Annotated in this window: 14 protein-coding genes and 1 pseudogene; 1 reads left to right on the forward strand and 14 read right to left on the reverse strand. The window is 37.1% G+C overall.

The features are described 5' to 3' along the window. Window positions 1–38 precede the first annotated feature (38 nt). The 10 genes from CLV62_RS19355 to CLV62_RS19400 all read right to left on the reverse strand — a co-directional run bounded on the left by CLV62_RS19355 (window position 39) and on the right by CLV62_RS19400 (window position 14,666). On the reverse strand, window positions 39–1,295 hold the full coding sequence (locus CLV62_RS19355) for a glycoside hydrolase family 5 protein (protein ID WP_110312423.1): 1,257 nt from the start codon (window positions 1,293–1,295) through the stop codon (window positions 39–41). Between the two features lie 187 nt (window positions 1,296–1,482). Further along, window positions 1,483–2,961 carry a glycoside hydrolase family 30 protein gene (locus tag CLV62_RS19360; protein WP_110312424.1) on the reverse strand — a complete coding sequence of 493 codons (1,479 nt, stop codon included), beginning with the start codon at window positions 2,959–2,961 and terminating at the stop codon, window positions 1,483–1,485. 19 nt (window positions 2,962–2,980) lie between these two features. Further along, complete coding sequence (locus tag CLV62_RS19365; protein WP_110312425.1) at window positions 2,981–5,299, reverse strand: alginate lyase family protein; 2,319 nt, start codon at window positions 5,297–5,299, stop codon at window positions 2,981–2,983. A gap of 247 nt (window positions 5,300–5,546) precedes the next feature. After that, window positions 5,547–7,547 (reverse strand): RagB/SusD family nutrient uptake outer membrane protein, encoded by a 2,001-nt coding sequence (locus CLV62_RS19370; RefSeq protein ID WP_110312426.1) that lies wholly within the window; start codon window positions 7,545–7,547, stop codon window positions 5,547–5,549. A gap of 12 nt (window positions 7,548–7,559) precedes the next feature. Beyond that, window positions 7,560–10,772, reverse strand: a complete 3,213-nt coding sequence (locus CLV62_RS19375) for a SusC/RagA family TonB-linked outer membrane protein (protein WP_110312427.1) — start codon at window positions 10,770–10,772, stop codon at window positions 7,560–7,562. Window positions 10,773–11,551: 779 nt separating this feature from the next. After that, entirely contained in the window at window positions 11,552–12,916 is a 1,365-nt protein-coding gene (locus CLV62_RS19380; protein ID WP_110312428.1) for a tetratricopeptide repeat protein, read from the reverse strand. Between the two features lie 69 nt (window positions 12,917–12,985). Continuing rightward, the gene (locus CLV62_RS19385; protein ID WP_110312429.1) at window positions 12,986–13,204 is read right to left on the reverse strand and encodes a hypothetical protein; all 219 of its coding nucleotides are present in this window, start codon (window positions 13,202–13,204) and stop codon (window positions 12,986–12,988) included. A 51-nt stretch (window positions 13,205–13,255) separates the two neighbouring features. Further along, a complete protein-coding gene (locus tag CLV62_RS19390) occupies window positions 13,256–13,444 on the reverse strand; it encodes a hypothetical protein (RefSeq protein WP_146212800.1) in 189 nt (62 codons plus the stop codon). Between the two features lie 145 nt (window positions 13,445–13,589). Then, complete coding sequence (locus tag CLV62_RS21825) at window positions 13,590–13,760, reverse strand: hypothetical protein (RefSeq protein ID WP_170120109.1); 171 nt, start codon at window positions 13,758–13,760, stop codon at window positions 13,590–13,592. 201 nt (window positions 13,761–13,961) lie between these two features. Then, entirely contained in the window at window positions 13,962–14,666 is a 705-nt protein-coding gene (locus CLV62_RS19400) for an SAM-dependent methyltransferase (RefSeq protein WP_110312432.1), read from the reverse strand. A 500-nt stretch (window positions 14,667–15,166) separates the two neighbouring features. Between CLV62_RS19400 and CLV62_RS19405 the strand changes: the two genes are divergently transcribed. Beyond that, window positions 15,167–16,342, forward strand: coding sequence for an MFS transporter (locus CLV62_RS19405; protein WP_110312433.1), 1,176 nt, complete (start codon window positions 15,167–15,169; stop codon window positions 16,340–16,342). A gap of 483 nt (window positions 16,343–16,825) precedes the next feature. On the opposite strand, the gene CLV62_RS19410 is transcribed toward CLV62_RS19405, so the two are convergent. The 4 genes and pseudogenes from CLV62_RS19410 to CLV62_RS19425 form a co-directional block, all read right to left on the reverse strand. Then, window positions 16,826–17,767 carry a hydrogen peroxide-inducible genes activator gene (locus CLV62_RS19410; RefSeq protein WP_110312434.1) on the reverse strand — a complete coding sequence of 314 codons (942 nt, stop codon included), beginning with the start codon at window positions 17,765–17,767 and terminating at the stop codon, window positions 16,826–16,828. A 138-nt stretch (window positions 17,768–17,905) separates the two neighbouring features. Continuing rightward, the gene (locus CLV62_RS19415; RefSeq protein ID WP_110312435.1) at window positions 17,906–18,574 is read right to left on the reverse strand and encodes a YggS family pyridoxal phosphate-dependent enzyme; all 669 of its coding nucleotides are present in this window, start codon (window positions 18,572–18,574) and stop codon (window positions 17,906–17,908) included. Window positions 18,575–18,576: 2 nt separating this feature from the next. After that, a complete protein-coding gene (locus tag CLV62_RS19420) occupies window positions 18,577–19,041 on the reverse strand; it encodes a DUF4494 domain-containing protein (protein WP_050709509.1) in 465 nt (154 codons plus the stop codon). A 356-nt stretch (window positions 19,042–19,397) separates the two neighbouring features. After that, window positions 19,398–19,703 (reverse strand): annotated as a pseudogene (locus tag CLV62_RS19425) (galactokinase); the annotation flags it as partial.

Here is a 19,703-nt window from a genome sequence, read left to right on the forward strand (position 1 = left end):
ACTATTTATTATTTATAATAATATCCAATTACGGAATATTATTCAGGCTTCAAACCCAATGCTTTGATATACTCTTTTTGAATTACGTTATTTTTGAATTTACTGTTTTCAACAAATCCTTGCATTGCTTTCCACGACTCATTCTGATCAGGACGAGCATCGCGAATTTCTTTGTATGTGCCACGTGCTGCTTCCGAAAAAGCAACGACCTTATCCCATCCGGCAGGAGGTGTAATACCCACAAACGACGATCCATCGATTTTCTTGTAAGGCCAGAAGGTCCAACCGATATTATTTTCTTCCATTACCTTGCAGAACGATGCCATCCACTCGTTGGTATTATGACCTATCTCGCCCATATACATAGGAAGATTAACACTGTCTCTGAATTGAATAATCGATTGGATAGCCTCTTTGGTAGGCTCTCCACCATAACGATGGCAGGTATACATAATCTTATCATCGAATTTCGAATCTGTAAAAGGCTTGAAGTTTCCATTCCATTGCGAACCGCCCAACAAAATAATATGATTGGTATCTACTGTACGAATTGCTGCAACTGCTTTTTTGTATAGAGGCTCTAATTTTGCGTTCAACTCTTCCATATTTGGGAAGTAAGGAGCAATCGGTTCATTAACCAATTCGTATCCTAAAATAGTAGGCTCGTTTTTGTAATAATCGGCAATACGAGTCCATATTTCAAAAAACTGCTTTTGTGATGCTTCACTTTCCAATAGCCAAGGATAACCGAAGCTGTCGTCAATATTATCGCCGGTTTGTCCTCCGGGAGCATCGTGCATATCAAGAATCAAATACAAATTAGTTTTCTTACACCAGCTGATCAGCGTATCTATACGGGCAAACCCATCCTGCTGACCTGTGATACCCATATAATCTTCATCGGTAAACAGTTTGTAATGAAACGGTAAACGGATAGTATTTGCTCCGGTAGATGCTATAAACTCAATATCATCTAATGTGATATAATTATTCTTGAATTGTGTCCAAAACTCTTTAGTAAGATCAGGTCCTACGAGTTCACTAAACATCTGATTCATTCGTCCCGGCGAATTGGTCTTATTAAAACCAAACATATATCCCTCCGGATTCATCCAGTTACCCAGATTGGTTCCTTTTATAAACAATTTCTCACCATTAGGCATTATCAAATCCTGCCCACTCACCCTTACAAAAGCTTCGGCAGACAAGCCTTGCTTTGTGGGTTCAGTCTTACAGCTCACAAAGAGTACTGCAAACAACAGATAATAACAAAATTTCAGGCTAATTCTTCTCATTTAATTTTAGGTATTATGATTTTACTTAAACAAATTGATCTTATCTTTCATATCTTCTCCGAAAATACACAGCCATTGTTAAAAGTCTGTACCTGCCGTTACTTAGACGACAGGTATAGACAACCTGAATATAAAGCGTTATAGAAAAGCGTTACACATTTTAATTGTTATTCATGACTTATTCAAGTCATTTTCTCCACTTATAAGAAACTACCGATTGTGCCAATACTGTATGCACAAAAGAATTATTATCTACAGTGACAGTCACTTTCGTATCTTTTTCGTTCTTGTTGAGTAATACTAAAGCATAAGTACCATCGGTGTTTTCGAAAGCCGCATAGATGATACCTTCTGCCGATTGGTTATTCCCATCAATACGTACGGCTCCCGGTTTTACAAATGCCGACAGATGTCCAATAATATAATAATGTGAATTGCGGGTGATGGTTTTAAAATCAGCACGATCTATATCCACCGCACCATAACAAGTTTTACACCCCAGTTCTCGCCAAGGACCACGGTCGCTATCAAGCATCAAATTCCACACAATTACTCCTTTACACCAGTTATTCACAGTACCTAACCCTACGTTTTCCATATCACCGATAAGACGTACGCCCAGATCTTGCCCTCTGTTCCAAGTACCAATTGAAGTTTCGGTAAAAAGCAGTTCTCTATCGGGGCGTGCATTATGTATCTTATTCAATTCTAATCTGTTGCCTCCGTAGTCGTGATAAGCTGCACCCGTAATGTACTGATCTGCTTCACTGTCTTGATATATTTTCAATGGGTAACTTTGCTGGTCTTCCATCTTATCGTAATTATAATTATGGTCGAACACATATATCTTGGTATTTAATCCTGCTTCTCTTAATTTTGGACCAAGGCCTTTTTTTACAAAATCGCGTTGCTCGTCCCATCCCATAAATAAAGAGGCAGAATTTTTTCTGTTCAAAGGCTCATTCTGAGGAGTTACAGCTGTTATTTTAATGCCTTCTTTTTCAAATGCATTAATCCATTTCACAAAATAAGTTCCATAATCTTCATAATAATCAGGATTGAGATGTCCGCTTGTCCATGAGTCAAAAGGTTGCTTTTCTCCGAGATTATTTACCTTCATCCAGCGTGGAGGCGTCCACGGAGAACCCAGAATCTTTATATCGGGATTTATTTTTAATATCTCTTTCAGAATAGGAATAATATAGTCCAATTCTTCACTTTGCAAGGCGAAATTTTCTATCCCTTTGGTGTCACAACAAGTATATTCACTCATCGAAAAATCAGAACAACCAATGGCAATACGGATATAACTGTATCCTAATCCTTTGTGCGGATCAAAAGTTTCTTTGAGGAACTTCATGCGGTTGCTCTTCGACATTTTCATCAAGTTGAAACAAGACGATCCCGTTACAGCTGCGCCAAACCCGTCCATTTCCTGATAACGTACAGCGGGATTCAAATTTATTTGCAGGGAATTATTATCGTACCCATTATTCAGCTTCAACTCCGAACGCCTAAGATCTACACTTCGGGTGTTGCTGGTTTCCAATACCTGCACCGAACCTTTTTTTGCTGCATAAGCAGACGGTATAAGCACTCCCCCACCAATAAGCAGTGACAGAAATACTCTTTTAAATGATAATGAATGTGATTGAAATGATCTCATATCTATTGTTTTTCTTTTATTAAAGAATTAGCCGGTGTCTCCTTAGTAATGCCTCCAGAAAATAATAGTCAGCATAATTAATAGGCACATCTATTTCGCTTTTTTCCGGAAGATGCCCTGTCGAGTGCAACAATAAAAAACCTTGGGTCGTTTTCTCCCCGGCTCGGTATTTCTCAATTAAACTTGCCAGCATTTGATCAGCCCAAGCTATATACTGCTCTTTATTCTCGGGACTATATCCCGCTAATTCGTACAATGCAGAAGCAATTATACATGCCGACGAAGCGTCTTTTGGAGCAGTAGGTATTGAAGGATCATTAAAATCCCAAAAGGGAACCATATCAGCAGGTAAAGTAGGATTAGTGAAAACAAAGTGAGTGATACCTTTAGCCTGAGCCAAAAACTCGGGGTCTTGCGTATAACGATACGACATTACATAACCATACAAGGCCCATGCCTGACCTCTTGCCCATGCAGAAGGATCGGAATACCCCTGAAAGGTTTGCTTCCTGATAGCTTTGCCACTAATGGTATCGTAGTCTATAACATGATACGAAGAGAAATCGTCTCTGAAATGATTTTTCAATGTAGTTTTTGCATGAGCAATTGCTATGTTGCTATATGTGGGATCATTCGTCAATTTAGATGCTTCGAATAATAATTCCAGATTCATCATATTATCAATGATCACCGGATATTGCCATACCTGACGATTCCAGTCCCAGGAACGAATAGCTCCAACCTTATTATTGAAACGTTTCGACAATGTTTTTGCCGATTGAATTACCACTTCTTTGTAATGTTTGTTACCAGTCAGTTTATATCCATTACCAAAAGAGTTATACATCTTGAATCCAACATCGTGTGATGTCTTGTCGTATTGCTCGTCTTCGATCAGCATACTGAACTTATTGGCTTCGTTTGCCCATTTCTGATCTTTTGTGTATTGATATACAAACCACAATGAACCGGGAAAAAACCCTGAACACCAGTCACGAGGATTTACCATGTGCAAGCTTCCGTCTTTATTAATAGAGCGAGGTGTTACTTGATTTCCTTTAACCGAAAGCATAGCTTCGTCTACACACTTAAGTGCATAATCGAACTGTGTCGTCGCAAAATCAAACATCGCTTTAATTGGATCTTCTCCTCCATAAAGCAATAGATTTCTGTCCGACAGATTCAACTGCTTATATTTTTTATACAACTGTAAATAATCTTTTCGAGAAGCATCATTCGAGACAATACGATAAAGATCGTTGCACAAATTAGCCTTTGAATCCTCCCATCCGCTTATCTGCTGATAAGGCCAGGCAGATACGTCTTTACCTAAAAATGAAGCTAAATAATCCACTGCACCGTAAATACTTCTTCCGTCAGCAGATACTGCACTATATAAATCTCTATTTATCTTTTTAGCAGTGGCTGCCAAATCTATCATATGACTCAGGTTGTACTGCGAATAATGAAATGCCAGGGTTCTCCACAACTCATTCGGCTGTTTTCCGTCAGGTTCTATCTGAGTAAAAATTCTTTTTGAAGGAAATGCGTCTATGATCTTTTCTGCTTCTTTGTTCTTTCCTGCAAAAAGTAAATAAGTAGCCAATTGAGTATCGTATGCCGTACTATGATTATTTTTCGCTGCATCTTCTTTTTTTCCCTGTGGACTTGTTTGCATCCATTTAGCAAAAGCGGCAAACCATAATTTCAACCCTTCCTCATCTTGGGAGGTGTAAATTGATGATCCCTTAAGCAATCCTACACTGCTCAACATCGACACCAAAGAGTAAGAATCTATTAACCCTTCGGGACGACCTTTAGAGCCATCTTTTCCGGGTACAAACTGAGAATAATCAAGATTAGGATTCATCTTTGTCTCCTTATCCAAAAACCAAGTGCGAAGCAACTTTACCGCCTTATCGGCATAGCGCCGGTCGTCGCTATAGAAATAAGCCAGAGATAATGTATTGACTGCCGAACACATTTCACCTAAACGATTACGGTCATACTTATCCAAATCAGGATTAGACTGTCCATCTTTAAACACATACGGCAAATTGTCTTGCGTATCAGGATTAGGCCACCAATAGCGGCTCAAGCTTACATAATCGTGTTTATTACCACTTGGAGGTAATATCTCTTTGTATGTTACAGAATATACGCCGCCTTGCAATTCTTTTTCTGCCTGGTGGAGTATATTCTGATAAGCATTTGCATAAGTGAATGTAAGCTTGTTACTCTTTATTTCGTTCAGTTTATTAATATCCCACAGCCATTGTGCATACATCGGCGAAAAGGAAATAAACAAGACAAGTATCAGTATAGATATTTTTTTCATAGATCAATCAACAACGTTTCCAACTAAGGTCACAGACCTTTTTATTGCTGTGGCAAGTATAACAACCAAAGATAGTTACACTGATAAAACACCACATTAAATATTTCACATTACTAAAAAACACTTAAGGCTTTGACACCTTAGATCTTTTCCTTTTTCTATTCTGTATATCTCGATTGGATAAAGTTTTTTTTGCGTTCATCATCTCTACCCAATCAAGATTAACAGATCTATATTTTTAATTTATTTATTTCAGTGCACCTTCATTTGCGACTGTCGGCCATCCCGGATTTTGATAAATAGGAGATGTAGATATCGCTTGACCATCATTTGCCGTTAACAAGAAATGCTTGATAGCAATAGGCGACAAGTAGTGTGCCTCTGTAAAAAACAACCCTTTATAATACAAATTGGCTGTTGACACCTGATAAGGACGGGTGTACAAACTCAACGTAGGAGACGACACCGTATTCTTCTTATCATCCACTCCATAAATAAGCTTAGACTGATCGTACTTGGCTTTCATCGGTCCCCACAACTTACAACCTTCTATTTGAAAACCGTTCAACTGATCCATTGCTCTCCAGCGAAGAAGGTCATCGTAGCGTACGCCTTCTCCGATAAATTCGCATCTGCGTTCGCGTCTGATATTATACAGAGTTCCATCTACTATTTTTCCGTGAGAGTATACACCCCAGTCATTCAACATCTCTTTGTTGAGATCGGTAGCGGCAATCGTTTTAGAGTAATCGGCATCTACACCGGCACGTGTACGAATAGCACGCCAGTAAGTATCGGCTTTACTATCGAGTTTGCCATTTCTCTCATAATAGGCTTCCATATAGATAAGATAAGCTTCAGCCGCTCTAAAAATAATGGGTGCAGTAGCATCCTTATTCAGTTCCTGATTCTTGAAGTCATGCGAGAAACCTTTTCCGATCAAATAACCGGTAGATGTTGAATATTTCACATCATTAGAATAAATCATCGGAGCTTCATCAAACTTCTCTATATTGATGGTATTGATAAAGGTCTTTACTTCTCCCGGTGCTTTCATGAACAATTTCCAACGCCAGTCTCTGTTTACTTTCGTATCCTGAATATAATCGTCACCTGCATAGTTACTGCCTGAAGCATATACAGGAAGACCATTTTCCATCAAAAACGATTGTTCCATCTGATGAGTATAGCCACGTGCATAACCGTAGTAGATATGGTGATTGTAATCCGATCCTACATTTATATCAGCATTGTAAGGGCGGTACATCAACACTTCTCCATAAGAACTTGGATTGGTAGAAGAGAACATGTCGTAATACTGATTCACTGCCTGAGATGTAGATTCTCTGAGTACTTTGTTGTTTGTAACCAAAGGAATAGCATCTGCTACCTGACCCGCCGCACTTATAGCCTGATCTAAGAAAAACTTAATCTCGGCATCAGCACTACCACTCGGAAACTGATAACCTTTGTTATAATCTTTCTCAGCTCCCGGCCATCCGCTGCCCAGAGGCACTAAAGCTGTACCTGCATGATATTTTTCCCATGTGCCTTCGAATAGGGCAACTCTTGCTTTCATTACCAAAGCTGCATTTTTAGTAATACGCACTTTACCTCCTACGGGACTATTATTAAGTAATTCGATAGCTTTGTCCAAATCGTTCAATATAAATCGGGCTACTTCGTTACGTGGTCTACGTTTCGATATCTCCACCAGAATACTCAGATCATCGGGATAAGTTTTGTCCAGAATAGGAAAGTCTCCCAACTTACGTAATCGATAATAATACTGATACGCCCGAAGAAAATATCCCTCACCAATGTAATGCTTGATGTTAGTAGCATCGCCCGATATTTTACCGGCTTCGAAATTTGCCACCGCATTCTCCAAATAATAATTAAGCGGATAGATGCGTCCGAAGTCCCAGTCACCATCATTGGCAGGTGTTTTCCACTGCCCGGGCAAGTAACGATTGTTCGATTCGCGGGTAGTGGCGTTATCGGTTCCCATATCCGCCCCATACAGTGCATTTATTGTAGGAAAATAGCTATCTGCCGATTCTCCCGACCCATTGAGATAGTACCTGATTGTATAGGCTGCCAATTGACTCTCCTCCAATAAATACTTTTCGGGAGATACGGATGATGGGGGTGTTACATCCAAGTAGTCATTACAACTGAGTAATGCTATGAAGGAACAACCCAACAATATTCTCTTTGTAGTTTTTATATATTTATTATTTTTCATCGTTTCATTACATTAAAAGTTAACACTCAGACCAAATGAATAAGTCTTGGATAGAGGATAAACAGTACTATTTGCCTGACTATTATCTTGAATTCCTATTCCTACAGTTTCGGGATCCATTGTATCTGACAGGTTAGTTATAGTCAGCAAATTTTCTCCTGAGAAAAACACTCTTAAGTTTTGCAGTTTCAGAGCATTCGTCAATTTCTTTGGAAGAGTATATCCTAACTGAAGATTCTTCAATCTCGCATAAGCAGCATTTTGCAAATAGCGTGTTTGTACCTTGTTATTCTTGGTATTGAATATAGGACGAGGATAGTACGAGTTTAGGTTCTCGCCCAGAGGATTGTCTGATGTACGGAAATAATCGAGATGCGCTTTGAATGCAGTAGACCACCATTCTCCATCCGTTACTCCCCAAAATGTCATATTGTTATCACCGGGCCAGTAATCGCGCTTAAGTACACCTTGCCAAAACATCTGTACATCGACACCTTTCCACGCAGCATTCATATTAAAACCGAACAGGTAACGAGGCGTATTGTTTCCTATTTTTTTCATATCACCCATATCATTGAGTGTATAGCTTCCGTTGTTTATTTTCCCATCGCCATTCAGATCGGCATACATAATATCTCCGGCTGTCCATTGACTACCCAGCCCATCCTGACCACCGTTTGTCATCGTTGCCAAGTGTGCTTTCATCTCTTCGTCGGTCTTAGCTATACCCAAAGTAGTATAACCGTATATATTGCCTATCCATTCACCCTTGAGGTATGTACCCAAATTTCCGGTAGGATTACCATAGCGTAATACTTTACTTCGTGCATCGGACAAATTCAAGCGTACACCATAGCTAAAATCCTGGATTCTATCACGCCATTCCACTTGTAACTCCCATCCCTTAGTTTTCAGGTCTGTATTATTGGTACGTGGAACATCTGTACCCAAGCTGGCAGGAAGTTCGATACCGGGGCCTAACATATCTTCGGTCTTACGTACGAAATAATCAAACGAACCGGTCAATCGTCCATTGAGAGAAGAAACATCAAAACCGAAGTTGGTTGTTTTCACCTTTTCCCATGTCAATGTAGATGTCACCAGCTTAGGAGCATTTGCCGTGTTCGGTTTAGCACCATTGATCAACCAGTTGCCATTAGCCGAGTTAACATCTATGATTCGGTAAGTAGGGTACAAACTGTTTGTATTTTGATTAGCCAAAGCTCCGTAAGACATTCTGAATTTAAATGTCTCTATTTTGTTTGCTAAAGGTTTCCAGAAATCCTCACGAGCCATATTCCATCCTAAAGAGAAAGAAGGAGTCAAAATCCATCGATCCTCCGAGCGGAAACGAGACGAACCATCGTATCTCAGATTTCCCTCGAAAAGATAACGACCATCGAAATCATAATTTACACGGCTAAAGAATCCTGCATTTGCCCACTCTTCGTAAGCTCCCGAAATTCCAAAATTTGCTACATTGTTAGTTGTCAGATTCAGAACAGGCATATCTGTCGAAATCATATCAGAGCGTTGAGCCGTTACATTTCTGTATTTCTGTTGCTCACTCTGAAAACCTCCTGTTACAGCAAAACCATGCTTATCTAAATTAAAGTGGTAGTTCGAATAAATATTAGGATTCAGGAATGTTCCTTTGTATGAATATTCCGAAACCGCATTTTGACTATACCCGGTCATAGTAGCCGCATATATTTTCTCCGGATCATCAGCATAATGAGAATACACTATTTTGTGATCCCAGTGATTCCAATTATTATCAATCTTTACGTTCATTTCGCCAATGATGTTCCAGTTCTTGATTGGAGTAAATGTCAGACGCCCTTGTTGAACCAATCCGTCATTCTGATCCTTATGTCTACCTCCGTCTTTCAATGCACCTATATAATTGATATCCGACATATAGTAACCATTAGGATCATAAACCGGACGAACCGGACGAGTACGGCGCAACACATTATTATAGAAATCGTTGTACATTACTGCCGGACGAGAATAGTCGGCACGTACATAACGGGTCATATAATCAAGTTGTACATATTTGGTTAACTGTGACGATATTTTAGCAGTCAGGTTGTAACGTTTATAGTTATCGGTACCATAACGCATAAACCCGCTTTGATCTAAATAGTTAGCAGACAAATAATAAGTCATCTTATCAGCTCCTCCACTTACGCTCGCGTTGTGTTCCTGAGAAGGAGCCCATTCACGGAAATATTCTTGGAGCCAATCCACATTACCCCATGTAAAGTCATAATCCCATTTGCCATTACCCTGAGCTTTGGCAACATCATTAGGAGCCAATTTTCCTTCATAATAATCCCTCACCTTTTGTTTATACTCCTCAGTATAGTAGTGTGTATTATTCTTATTATACATTGCATCATCGTAGAAATTTACATATTCCCACGAACTCATCATTTTAGGTAATTTTATTGGAGTATTAAACCGGAAACTATTGTTATAGTTGATAACAGCACGTCCCGCTTTACCTTTCTTGGTAGTAATAAGTATCACACCAAAAGGTGCTCTCGAGCCATAAATAGAAGCTGCCGCCGCATCTTTTAATACCGATATATTGTCTATATCCTGCGGATTGATCGTATTAATATCGCCTTCCATTCCGTCGATCAAGATCAAAGGTTCACCACTCGAAAAATCGCCGATAGTACCCGATCCGCGTATATTAATCGCTTTTTTACCATTGAGTTCACCACCCTTGCCTGAATTAGAGATATTAAGCCCGGGTACTACCCCTTGCAGAGCCAAAGTAGCTGAGGAAACAGGTCTGGACTCAAAATCTTTGGAAGATGCTGTCCCCACCGCTCCCGTCAGGTTGACTTTCTTTTGTACACCAAATCCCACAACTACGACTTCGTTGAGGGCTTGAGTATCTTCGCTTAAAGTAATTCTCATGTTAGCAGCTGCTTTTACCTCTTGTTTCTGGTAACCAATATAAGAAGCAACAAGAATACTGCCCAAAGGGGCTTCTAAAGTGAAATTTCCGTCAATATCCGAGATTGTTCCGTTGGTCATTCCTTTCTGAACGATAGCCACACCAATCAAGGGTTCATGCGAAGAAGCATCCACAACGATTCCTTTGATGGATGTACTTTGAGCAAAAGCTTCTAAAAACAAAAACATTGTGAACATGGTAAGGAGGGTCTTTCGACTCCTCAAGAAGATTTTCTTTCTGTTCTTTTTCATGAATATTTAGTCTTAATGTTAAACACCGCGGACAACCGATTTTAGGGCTGTTTCCGTTTTCATTAAATTAGTGATAGATTAGTAATAGATTTAAGTTTATTAGATTACCGATTAGATTAAAGCCATAGAAAAGAGACTAAGGTTCAGCTACAAAAATATTATCAATGAGAACAGAAATTTTCTTCTATTATTTAAAAAGTGAATCCTTAAAAAACACAATAACCTATTAATCAACAAGAAACAAGTATCAACATTTATGAAAAAGTGGACTTAAAGTGGCTGGTAATATATAAATTAGAATATAAAACACGATTCTAACAAGCAATTCCATATAATCCGCCACATTAGAAATAAATGTTATCTGCTATGGAAACGAAAAAAGAAGGAAAAAATCTAAGAACACCGACAACTATAATGCCTGTGCTAAATTAGTTCCGGCATCATTCTCAAAAGTTCAACAATGGATTTCTGCCTCCCTAGACGGTATAAATATAGCCTACAAACTATACATTTCGTTTAACCTGCGATATTGCAGATAAATTATTAAAAATATGAACAACAGTTTTATTTAAGCCGAAGCACTTTACAGGCAAACAGGCGACCGATCTGAGTGACGAAGATTCTGAGCTGACCTGTACATCACATCATATTGTGAAATAGAAAACTAAGGCGGATAAATTACCGTATATATTTCTAAAATTTCGCAAAGAGGTAATATAAAAAAATAACACCGCAAGAAAAACTTCCTGCGGTGCTAAAAATAATTGAATGTAGTGTATTTATTTCTCTCCTTCTTCTTTTCCTTTGTTTTCTTCTTTATTGGCATCTTCCTCCATAGCTTTTATTTCTGCTACAATATGTGGGTATCGTTCGTTCTCTGCACGTAACTGACCCAGAACCAGATCATACTTTTCTGTACGACGCTCAATTTCCTGTTTGAATTTTTCAGTGTCCCTGCGGTTGTAAATAACAAATAATAAAATAACTGCCAAAGTAAATACCCCTCCTGCGATACACCATAGTACAAACTCTCGAAGTTCCTGTGCTTCCCTTTCTTTTTGCTTTATATAGAAGTTTTTATTCGCATCTAATAAAGCTGGTACATTGGCTTCCTGCTCGATCTGATCTTTAGTCGCTTTCTCTAAATTACTGTACTCTAAGGCTTGTTTGAAGTCCCCTGCTTGTTTATAGTACTCTGAGAGGGAAGCATACATTTCTTTCATTGTTTGTAAATTTGTAACGTTGGGTAAGCTAACTGTGACTAAATCTGCGTACTGTTTGGCTGATTTAGATTCTTTTATCTCATTGTAGATATTCAGTAAATACAAATTTATCTTTTGTATTTGCTTCTCGCCTGTAATATCCATATTCAAAGCAGATTGATAATATTCGATAGCCTTTTCATACTCTCGTTTACCGTAACAGGTTGCACCTAAATTAAGGTAAAGCTGGCTTTCTTCAATCGTATTTTCTTGTTTTTTTGCAAGAATCAAGCCTTTCTGAAAGTATAAGTATGCACTATCTAATTTATTAGCACCTTCAAAAGTACGACCTATATTAGTTAACGTTGTTATAAGCATTTGGGAAGTCAGGGAAGTACCATGATTTGACTTTTCTATGTTATTGTTTATAGATAATGCTTTCTGATAATTTACAATAGCACTATCCAACATATCCCTCTCAAAGTATATATAGCCTATATTATTCAGGCTCTTTACAGCTAGTAAATCATTACTCGCTCTTTGTGCTTCATCTGCCGAGTACATAAAAAACTCCAGAGCCTTTGGCTGCATACCGTTGAGATAATAAATCTGTCCCACATAATAATTAGCTAAAGCCGATTTTCCGATATTTCCTTTCTGTTCGAAATATCGTTGTACTCCAAATATAAGTGTGTCCCCCGATATATCTTTTCGAGCCTCCGATTTCGCTCTTATATAAGATAAAACATATTCCATGTAGTCATCTTTATCCATTTTTTCGGGATTCTCAATGGAATCAAGCAGGGAAAGTACTCTATTAGGATTCGTCTCAAAACTATCTTGTGCTAATTTTAATAAGGCTACCGATTCATCGTTCTTGTTACATGAGAATAGAAATAAACCAATGAATAGATAAAAAAAGAGTTTTGTGTTTGGTTTCATATTATGAATGAGTTTGGCAAAGGATGAAAAACGGTTTCAGTTAATATTTACTGAAACCGCTATTATATATTATGGTCGTAGATACTCTTTATCCGAAATACTATCGGTTTGTGTAATTTCATTTTTTAAAGATTCAATAGAAGTTGTTTCTATTGTTCTTACTTTCATATTCGCACCCGGTAATACTCCACCGCCATCTGTTCCCCCAACACCCATTTCATCTTTCTCACATGAAGTAAATAAAAATGCAGTAAGGCTAATTACAGTTAGTATTGTTTTAGTCTTCATTGTTATATTTTTGTTTATTAAAGATTTACTTAGTCTAAATTTAGAGGAAACCTATATTTTCAAACTATCATAATAATTTATTGTAGTATCGCTGTCAAGGGTAATAATTGGAGGATCAGTAGCTTTACCCATACCGCCTCCTGATCCAATTCCCTGATCCATATCTATTTCATCTTTCTCACATGAAGTAAATAAAAATGCAGTAAGGCTAATTACAGTTAGTATTGTTTTAGTTTTCATTGTTATATTATTGTGCATTAAAGGTTAACTTGTTAGAACAAACTACACAAATAAAAAAAAATGATTTTTAATAATCGCGCTAGATCGACACTTTAATATTTCAAGTGGAAATTTTAAGGAATTAGTTATTAAAAAAGGAGAAAAACTAATTTCTAACTAACACATTACTACTGAAAGTTACCGTACCGCCTTTCAGGTAAACATAAGAATGCGAATCGGTATGATTTTCCACAATAACATGAGCCTTATTGTACACCCGTATCAACGCTTTGGCAAAATCCCTGACTATAATTTTCACTTTACTGTTACTGCACATGACGGGTACTTTCAGAAAGTAAGCATACATTAAGTAATGACAAATATTTATTCCAACATTTGATAAACGCTAAGTCGCAAAGGGTATTTTGCTGTCAAATAAGAAAATTTTGCGACTTTGCGACTTTGCGTTGAATCAAAAATGTTGTATTAATTTTTATTGAGTACTTATACCCGATTAGAGAACAAAAAAAACGAAACCTTATTTATAAATAAGAAAAATACAGGGTTTCTTATTCATATCGGGCAGACGTTTTACCCACTCTTTAATAGATAGGGTTTTAATGTATTCATCCTCACAGGTAATATTCATTGCAATGCAAAGTTTGGTTGACGGAGTACAATTTTTCATAAGGTCTTCAACCATTTTAAGATTCCTATAGGGTGTCTCTATAAATATCTGTGTTTGATGCTCACTGTATATACGTTGCTCGAGTTGCTTGATTTTTTTAGCACGTTCCGTACCATCGATCGGTAAATATCCATGAAAAGCAAAACTTTGTCCATTAAAACCGGAAGCCATTAACGACATCAAGATTGAAGAAGGCCCTACTAAAGGAATCACTTTCATATTTTTTCGCTGGGCAATTGCAACGATATCTGCTCCGGGATCTGCAATGGCAGGACAACCGGCTTCGGAGATCACACCTACAGAATTACCATTAATGATAGGTTGAAGATAAGTTTCGATTTGTTCTAAATTGGTATGCTTATTCAATTCATAAAATGTAAGGTCATCTATATTTATAGAAGAATCCGTCTTTTTAAGAAAACGACGTGCCGAACGTATATTTTCAACAATAAAATATTTGATAGAAAGAATCTGTTCTCTATTATAATCGGGTAAAACCTGCTCAATAGAAGTTTCGCCTAATGGCACAGGTATAAGTATAAGTGATGCTTGCATTTTCTGAATTTGATATTGTAAACAAAAATAAGTTTTTTTCTTGATCGAGACAAAATATCAAGATTTTACCTTCCATAAACTCTCCTGTTTTTCAGAAAAAGATTATAACTTCGTTGTATAAAACAGAAACAAAATATATGCTGATTTTGTTAAGATTTCAACTATTTCTATGGCTTTAGTAAAAATACAAATGAGTGGTTATTTTATCTATCTATGTAAGCAGTGAAGTAGGAACAGTAAACGGTAGACAAGAAGAAATAAAGACTCGTAAAAAAGTGTTACTTTTGTTACTTTTGTAACCTTTTTAAAATTTACTTACTGATTTACAGATATTTGAAAAGAACACAATAGTTACACTTAGCAGTCATTTACGAGTCACTTTTGTTACCTAAATTGTTTACTTTTTGTAACTCTTGTCACCCTATTGTATAACAATTCAAGCTTATAATTGTATAAATAATCTATATCATTTTATAGTCTCGGACAATAAAGAATAAAATATGGAACCGTCTTCTACACCCAAACTTTGGACTTTAAGCTATCTCAATGTTTGCATAGCCAATTTTCTAATGGCATGCTCCTTTAATTTATTAATGCCTTCTATACCTCTATATATTACCGAACATTTAGGAGTACCCCAGACTAAAACAGGTATTGTACTTGCATCATATGCAATTGCCATTCTTATGATCAGGCCTTTTTCGGGATATTTGGTAGACTTATATCCTCGAAAGAAAATACTACTCATAAGTTTTATCTGTTATGTAGCCATCTTTTTCGGATATTTTTATGCTGTCACCATCTTTGTATTTATCATAGTCAGATTCTTCCATGGTCTTACTTGGGGATTGTCGACTGTTTCATCCAGCACATTGGCAATTGATATAGTTCCATCAGAACGAAGAGCTGAGGGTATCGGATACTTTGGGACTTTTATGAACGTGGCAATGGCTATAGGACCATTTATTGCAATACATATCTATCAGAACTATAGTTTTCAGATTCTACTTTATTGTGCCATCTTCATGGGAATATTGGGTATAATAGCTGTATCGTTCATAAAAGCTCCTGAGCGTCCTAAATTAGAGCGAGAGAAGATATCTTTCGACCGCTTCTTTTTACTCCCTGCCTGGCCCATATTTCTGAACCAATTGCTACCGAGTTTCGCCTGGGGCACTATCGGGCCGTTCGTGGCTCAATATGGGAAGCAAATAAACATTCCCAATGCGGGTATCTTCTTCTTATTCTGGGCAGGAGGAATAATAGCCTCCCGAATATTCTCGGGACGAATGGTGGACAAAGGATATATCCATTTAGTGAATACTTCGGCAATGGGGATAGTAGCAGTAGCATTTTTGGCTTTTGCTCTAATTCATAATATTGTTGCTTTTTGTGTCTCAGGTTTATTCATCGGAATAGGTTTTGGTATGATGTTTCCGGCACTCCAGACGCTCTATATTAACATGGCAGAAAATAATCAGAGAGGAACAGCTAATTCTACTTATCTAGTAGGCTTTGATTTAGGTCTAGCATTAGGTATGTTAGTAGGTGGATACATATCCGGAATCTACTCTTTTGAGGTACTTTTCTTAGTTGCATCCGGACTTTGCTTCTTTAGCATCGTTGTCTACCAATCGATATCCAAAAGATTATACAATAGAAAGAAGCTAAGATAAACTATATTATATTCAGATACTTAAGAAGAAAATAAAAATAATAGTAATATTAATCTATAAAACTATAATATTAAAAAACAATTAATTAATATGGATAAATATATTACTAGACTATTTATTCTTAAAGATTGAAAGAACGACAGTAAAAAGCGATTCTAAAACATCGAAAAAGAGAATTAAAAACCAGACTTATTCTAGCTAAAATAGCAGTAAAAATGTCCAAATTTGGACATATTAAGGCATTAATTAAGCCTCATAAAACCTCCCCTAAAGACTAAAATTAAAGCCAATAAAATAATACTAAATAAGCAAAATACACCCTATCATTATCTCTCCGAGAATCGCATATTTAAACCAAACATGGAAAGATATTCGAAAAAGAGGAATTACACAAGACATCAAATAGAAGGAGATTCAGAACACTTTATACAAATAAAAAAGGAGATCAAATTGATCTCCTTCCTATATCCATAATATTGCAGATTAAATATCTACAACAAATTTTCTTAAGTCATCATTTAGTAATGCGGGAGGTACTGAATTCTTAACCTCATCTATAATGATACCAAGTACTCGCTCACGCAAGAATTCTTTACGCGTAACCAAGCTAATCTCGCGCACCGGAGATATACCCTTCAACGGGCGAATATTTTGCTTTTGCTTCTCATTCAATTGCTCAATAGCCATCTCTGGAATAATAGTCAAACCACTATTATTATCCACAATGTTTATCAGTGTACTGATGCTACCCGCTTCGTAAGTAAACAATGAGTGAGAGCTTTTACGCTTACGCAAGTTACAAATACGTAATATTTGACTACGGAAGCAATGCACCTCTTCTAACAGCCAAAGACGGTTGATATTAAGATCATCCTCTTCAAGCTCTTTTTTAGCGTATAGTGAAGTCTCACGAGGCGATACATATGCATAGAATCGCTCGTAATAAATAGGATGCTCCTTTATCTTATCATTCTTCAGAGGTGTAGCTAAAATAGCTCCATCTAACGAACCGTTAAGAAGTGCATCAATAATCTGTCCCGTTGTAGTTTCCTCTATAAAGAGTTCTATATCGTATCCGTTTTCCTCGTGTCTTAGCATTAATTTAGGAAGCAGATAGGGTGCAATTGTAGGAATAATTCCTAGCTTAAACACTCCTTTTACAATCCCTTTTTCCTCTTGTATTATTTCTTTAACCTGCTTTACTTGCGACACAATAACACGAGCCTGATTAATTATCTGAGTCCCGATAGGTGTCGGTTGTACAGGCAGTTGACTACGGTCGAAGATCTTCACCCCCAACTCGTCCTCAAGTTTCTGTATCATCATACTCAATGTGGGTTGCGTTACAAATGACGCCTCGGCAGCCTTTGCAAAATGACGATGATTGTCAACCGCAATAATGTATTCCAACTGTTGTATGTTCATAAGCGATAAAATAAAAGACCATTATTAAACTAATGGATTATTATCAATTTAAGGGCAGCAAATATTACTGCAATATTATTTTTAATCATAACATGCTTCGGTTTATTTACTTACCTAAGCAATAAAAGGCATTGTGCCTTAATATTCTCGTTCTCCAAAGATAGATGTTCCTACTCTGATTATAGTAGAACCTTCTTCGATGGCAATCTTATAATCGTGAGACATCCCCATAGATATTTCGCAGAAACAAGAATCACCCTTAAAATACTGCTGCTTAAGCTCCTCAAAAAACGTTTTTAACGATCTGAATTCCTGCCTAATCTGACTTTCATCATCAGTATTGGTTGCCATCCCCATTACCCCTGCAATCTGGATATTCTTCAAAGCCTTCCAATTCTCATTTGCTAGCAAATATCTGCATTCCTCAAAAGTAAGTCCATACTTAGTATCTTCTTTAGCAATGTAGATTTCAAGCAAACAATTTACTCTTCGATCAACTTTAGATGCATATTTATCAATTTCGGATAACACCTTCCAACTATCGATACTCTGAATTGTATGAATATAAGGCACTACAGATTTTATCTTATTAGTCTGTAAATGTCCTATCAAATGCCATTCTATATCTTCGGGTAAGACCTCTTGCTTACTGCTAAGCTCCTGCACCCTACTCTCTCCAAAGACACGCTGTCCGGCATCATAAGCCTTCTCCAAAGCTTCTTTAGGATGAAACTTAGATACAGCTACCAATTTTACACCTTCCGGCAATAAAGATCTAACAGCATCTAAATTTGCACTTATACTCATAGTTACTCTTCTTTCAGATATTCTATTTTAGTCTTTTCGGCTGTTTCATAAGGGAAAACATCCATAATCATGGTTTCGTTGATCGATGCAATAACATAGTCAGCCATTGTACCTTCCATTCCCTTTTCAATAACTCCTAAAGCCTCTTTCAAATCACATGCCTGAGCTAACATGCTCACAGCCGTTTTCTTTTCTGTTCCACTCTTCTCGTCTAAAGTGATAAAGTATATCTTCGTTTTGAAGTAACGATCTCCATTTTCGTTAAAGAACAGTTCTGCTAATTTTGCTCTCTTTATATCAGCAATTGTAAAATCTCCGGAAATATATGGCTTCAACTCTTCTATAATACGAGCTTCGGCTTCCGTAAACGACAAAGCATCTACTAAATAAGGTTCGGTAACTTTTTTAAGAGTTCCGTTTTCCATTGTCTTATCGTAAGAAACTTTGCATTCAAACCAGTTATGCATAGGACTATTTATTTATAATTAATCAGTTCAAGGCCTCAGCCTTTTGTTGTTTTAATAAGTATAAGTACACTTGATAGTTACGCCTTTTAAACAGAGCTATAAATACTACATGCAACCTATACCTTGAAAAGCTCTTTATGAAAAACTTTTTTCAGACATAAAGAGCTTTGTTTAGAAAACAAAAGTAGCAATTATTTAAATAAGTCAAACCTCAATTATAAATAAAATTTATCGACTATCAGTAAAGGCTGATAAGTAATACAGAATACCGATTACAATACTTTATAATTATAACCACCTATTGTTATTGCACTTACCAAAACAATAAAGAGTTTAGAACTTAATCTTTGTATTATTTATAATTTTCTCGCTCCGTCTTTAATAATCACATCATATACCTTCGGCTTGATCTTGAACTTTTGTTCGTAGCTTTCAGTAGCACGTTTGATAAAGCCATCGTGTAATTCTTCTTTGACCAGATTGATGGTACAGCCTCCGAAGCCCCCACCCATAACACGGGAACCGGTTACTCCGCATTGACGGGCAACATCGTTCAAAAAGTCCAGCTCAGGACAGCTTACTTCGTATTTACGGCTTAAGCCGATATGCGTTTCATACATCTTTTTACCTACTGTTTCGTAGTCTCCTTGTTTCAATGCTTC

Source organism: Indolivaga alginatilytica, assembly GCF_003201355.1.
Taxonomy (GTDB): Bacteria; Bacteroidota; Bacteroidia; order Bacteroidales; family Dysgonomonadaceae; genus Dysgonomonas_A; species Dysgonomonas_A alginatilytica.

Bases quoted from the DNA above. Each gene is read 5' to 3' on its own strand.
- CLV62_RS19385 (WP_110312429.1), bottom strand. From the start codon at position 13,204: ATGAAGACTAAAACAATACTAACTGTAATTAGCCTTACTGCATTTTTA.
- CLV62_RS19370 (WP_110312426.1), bottom strand. From the start codon at position 7,547: ATGAAAAATAATAAATATATAAAAACTACAAAGAGAATATTGTTGGGT.
- CLV62_RS19420 (WP_050709509.1), bottom strand. From the start codon at position 19,041: ATGCATAACTGGTTTGAATGCAAAGTTTCTTACGATAAGACAATGGAA.
- CLV62_RS19390 (WP_146212800.1), bottom strand. From the start codon at position 13,444: ATGAAAACTAAAACAATACTAACTGTAATTAGCCTTACTGCATTTTTA.
- CLV62_RS19365 (WP_110312425.1), bottom strand. From the start codon at position 5,299: ATGAAAAAAATATCTATACTGATACTTGTCTTGTTTATTTCCTTTTCG.
- CLV62_RS19380 (WP_110312428.1), bottom strand. From the start codon at position 12,916: ATGAAACCAAACACAAAACTCTTTTTTTATCTATTCATTGGTTTATTT.
- CLV62_RS19400 (WP_110312432.1), bottom strand. From the start codon at position 14,666: ATGCAAGCATCACTTATACTTATACCTGTGCCATTAGGCGAAACTTCT.
- CLV62_RS19360 (WP_110312424.1), bottom strand. From the start codon at position 2,961: ATGAGATCATTTCAATCACATTCATTATCATTTAAAAGAGTATTTCTG.
- CLV62_RS19405 (WP_110312433.1), top strand. From the start codon at position 15,167: ATGGAACCGTCTTCTACACCCAAACTTTGGACTTTAAGCTATCTCAAT.
- CLV62_RS21825 (WP_170120109.1), bottom strand. From the start codon at position 13,760: ATGTGCAGTAACAGTAAAGTGAAAATTATAGTCAGGGATTTTGCCAAA.
- CLV62_RS19410 (WP_110312434.1), bottom strand. From the start codon at position 17,767: ATGAACATACAACAGTTGGAATACATTATTGCGGTTGACAATCATCGT.
- CLV62_RS19415 (WP_110312435.1), bottom strand. From the start codon at position 18,574: ATGAGTATAAGTGCAAATTTAGATGCTGTTAGATCTTTATTGCCGGAA.
- CLV62_RS19375 (WP_110312427.1), bottom strand. From the start codon at position 10,772: ATGAAAAAGAACAGAAAGAAAATCTTCTTGAGGAGTCGAAAGACCCTC.
- CLV62_RS19355 (WP_110312423.1), bottom strand. From the start codon at position 1,295: ATGAGAAGAATTAGCCTGAAATTTTGTTATTATCTGTTGTTTGCAGTA.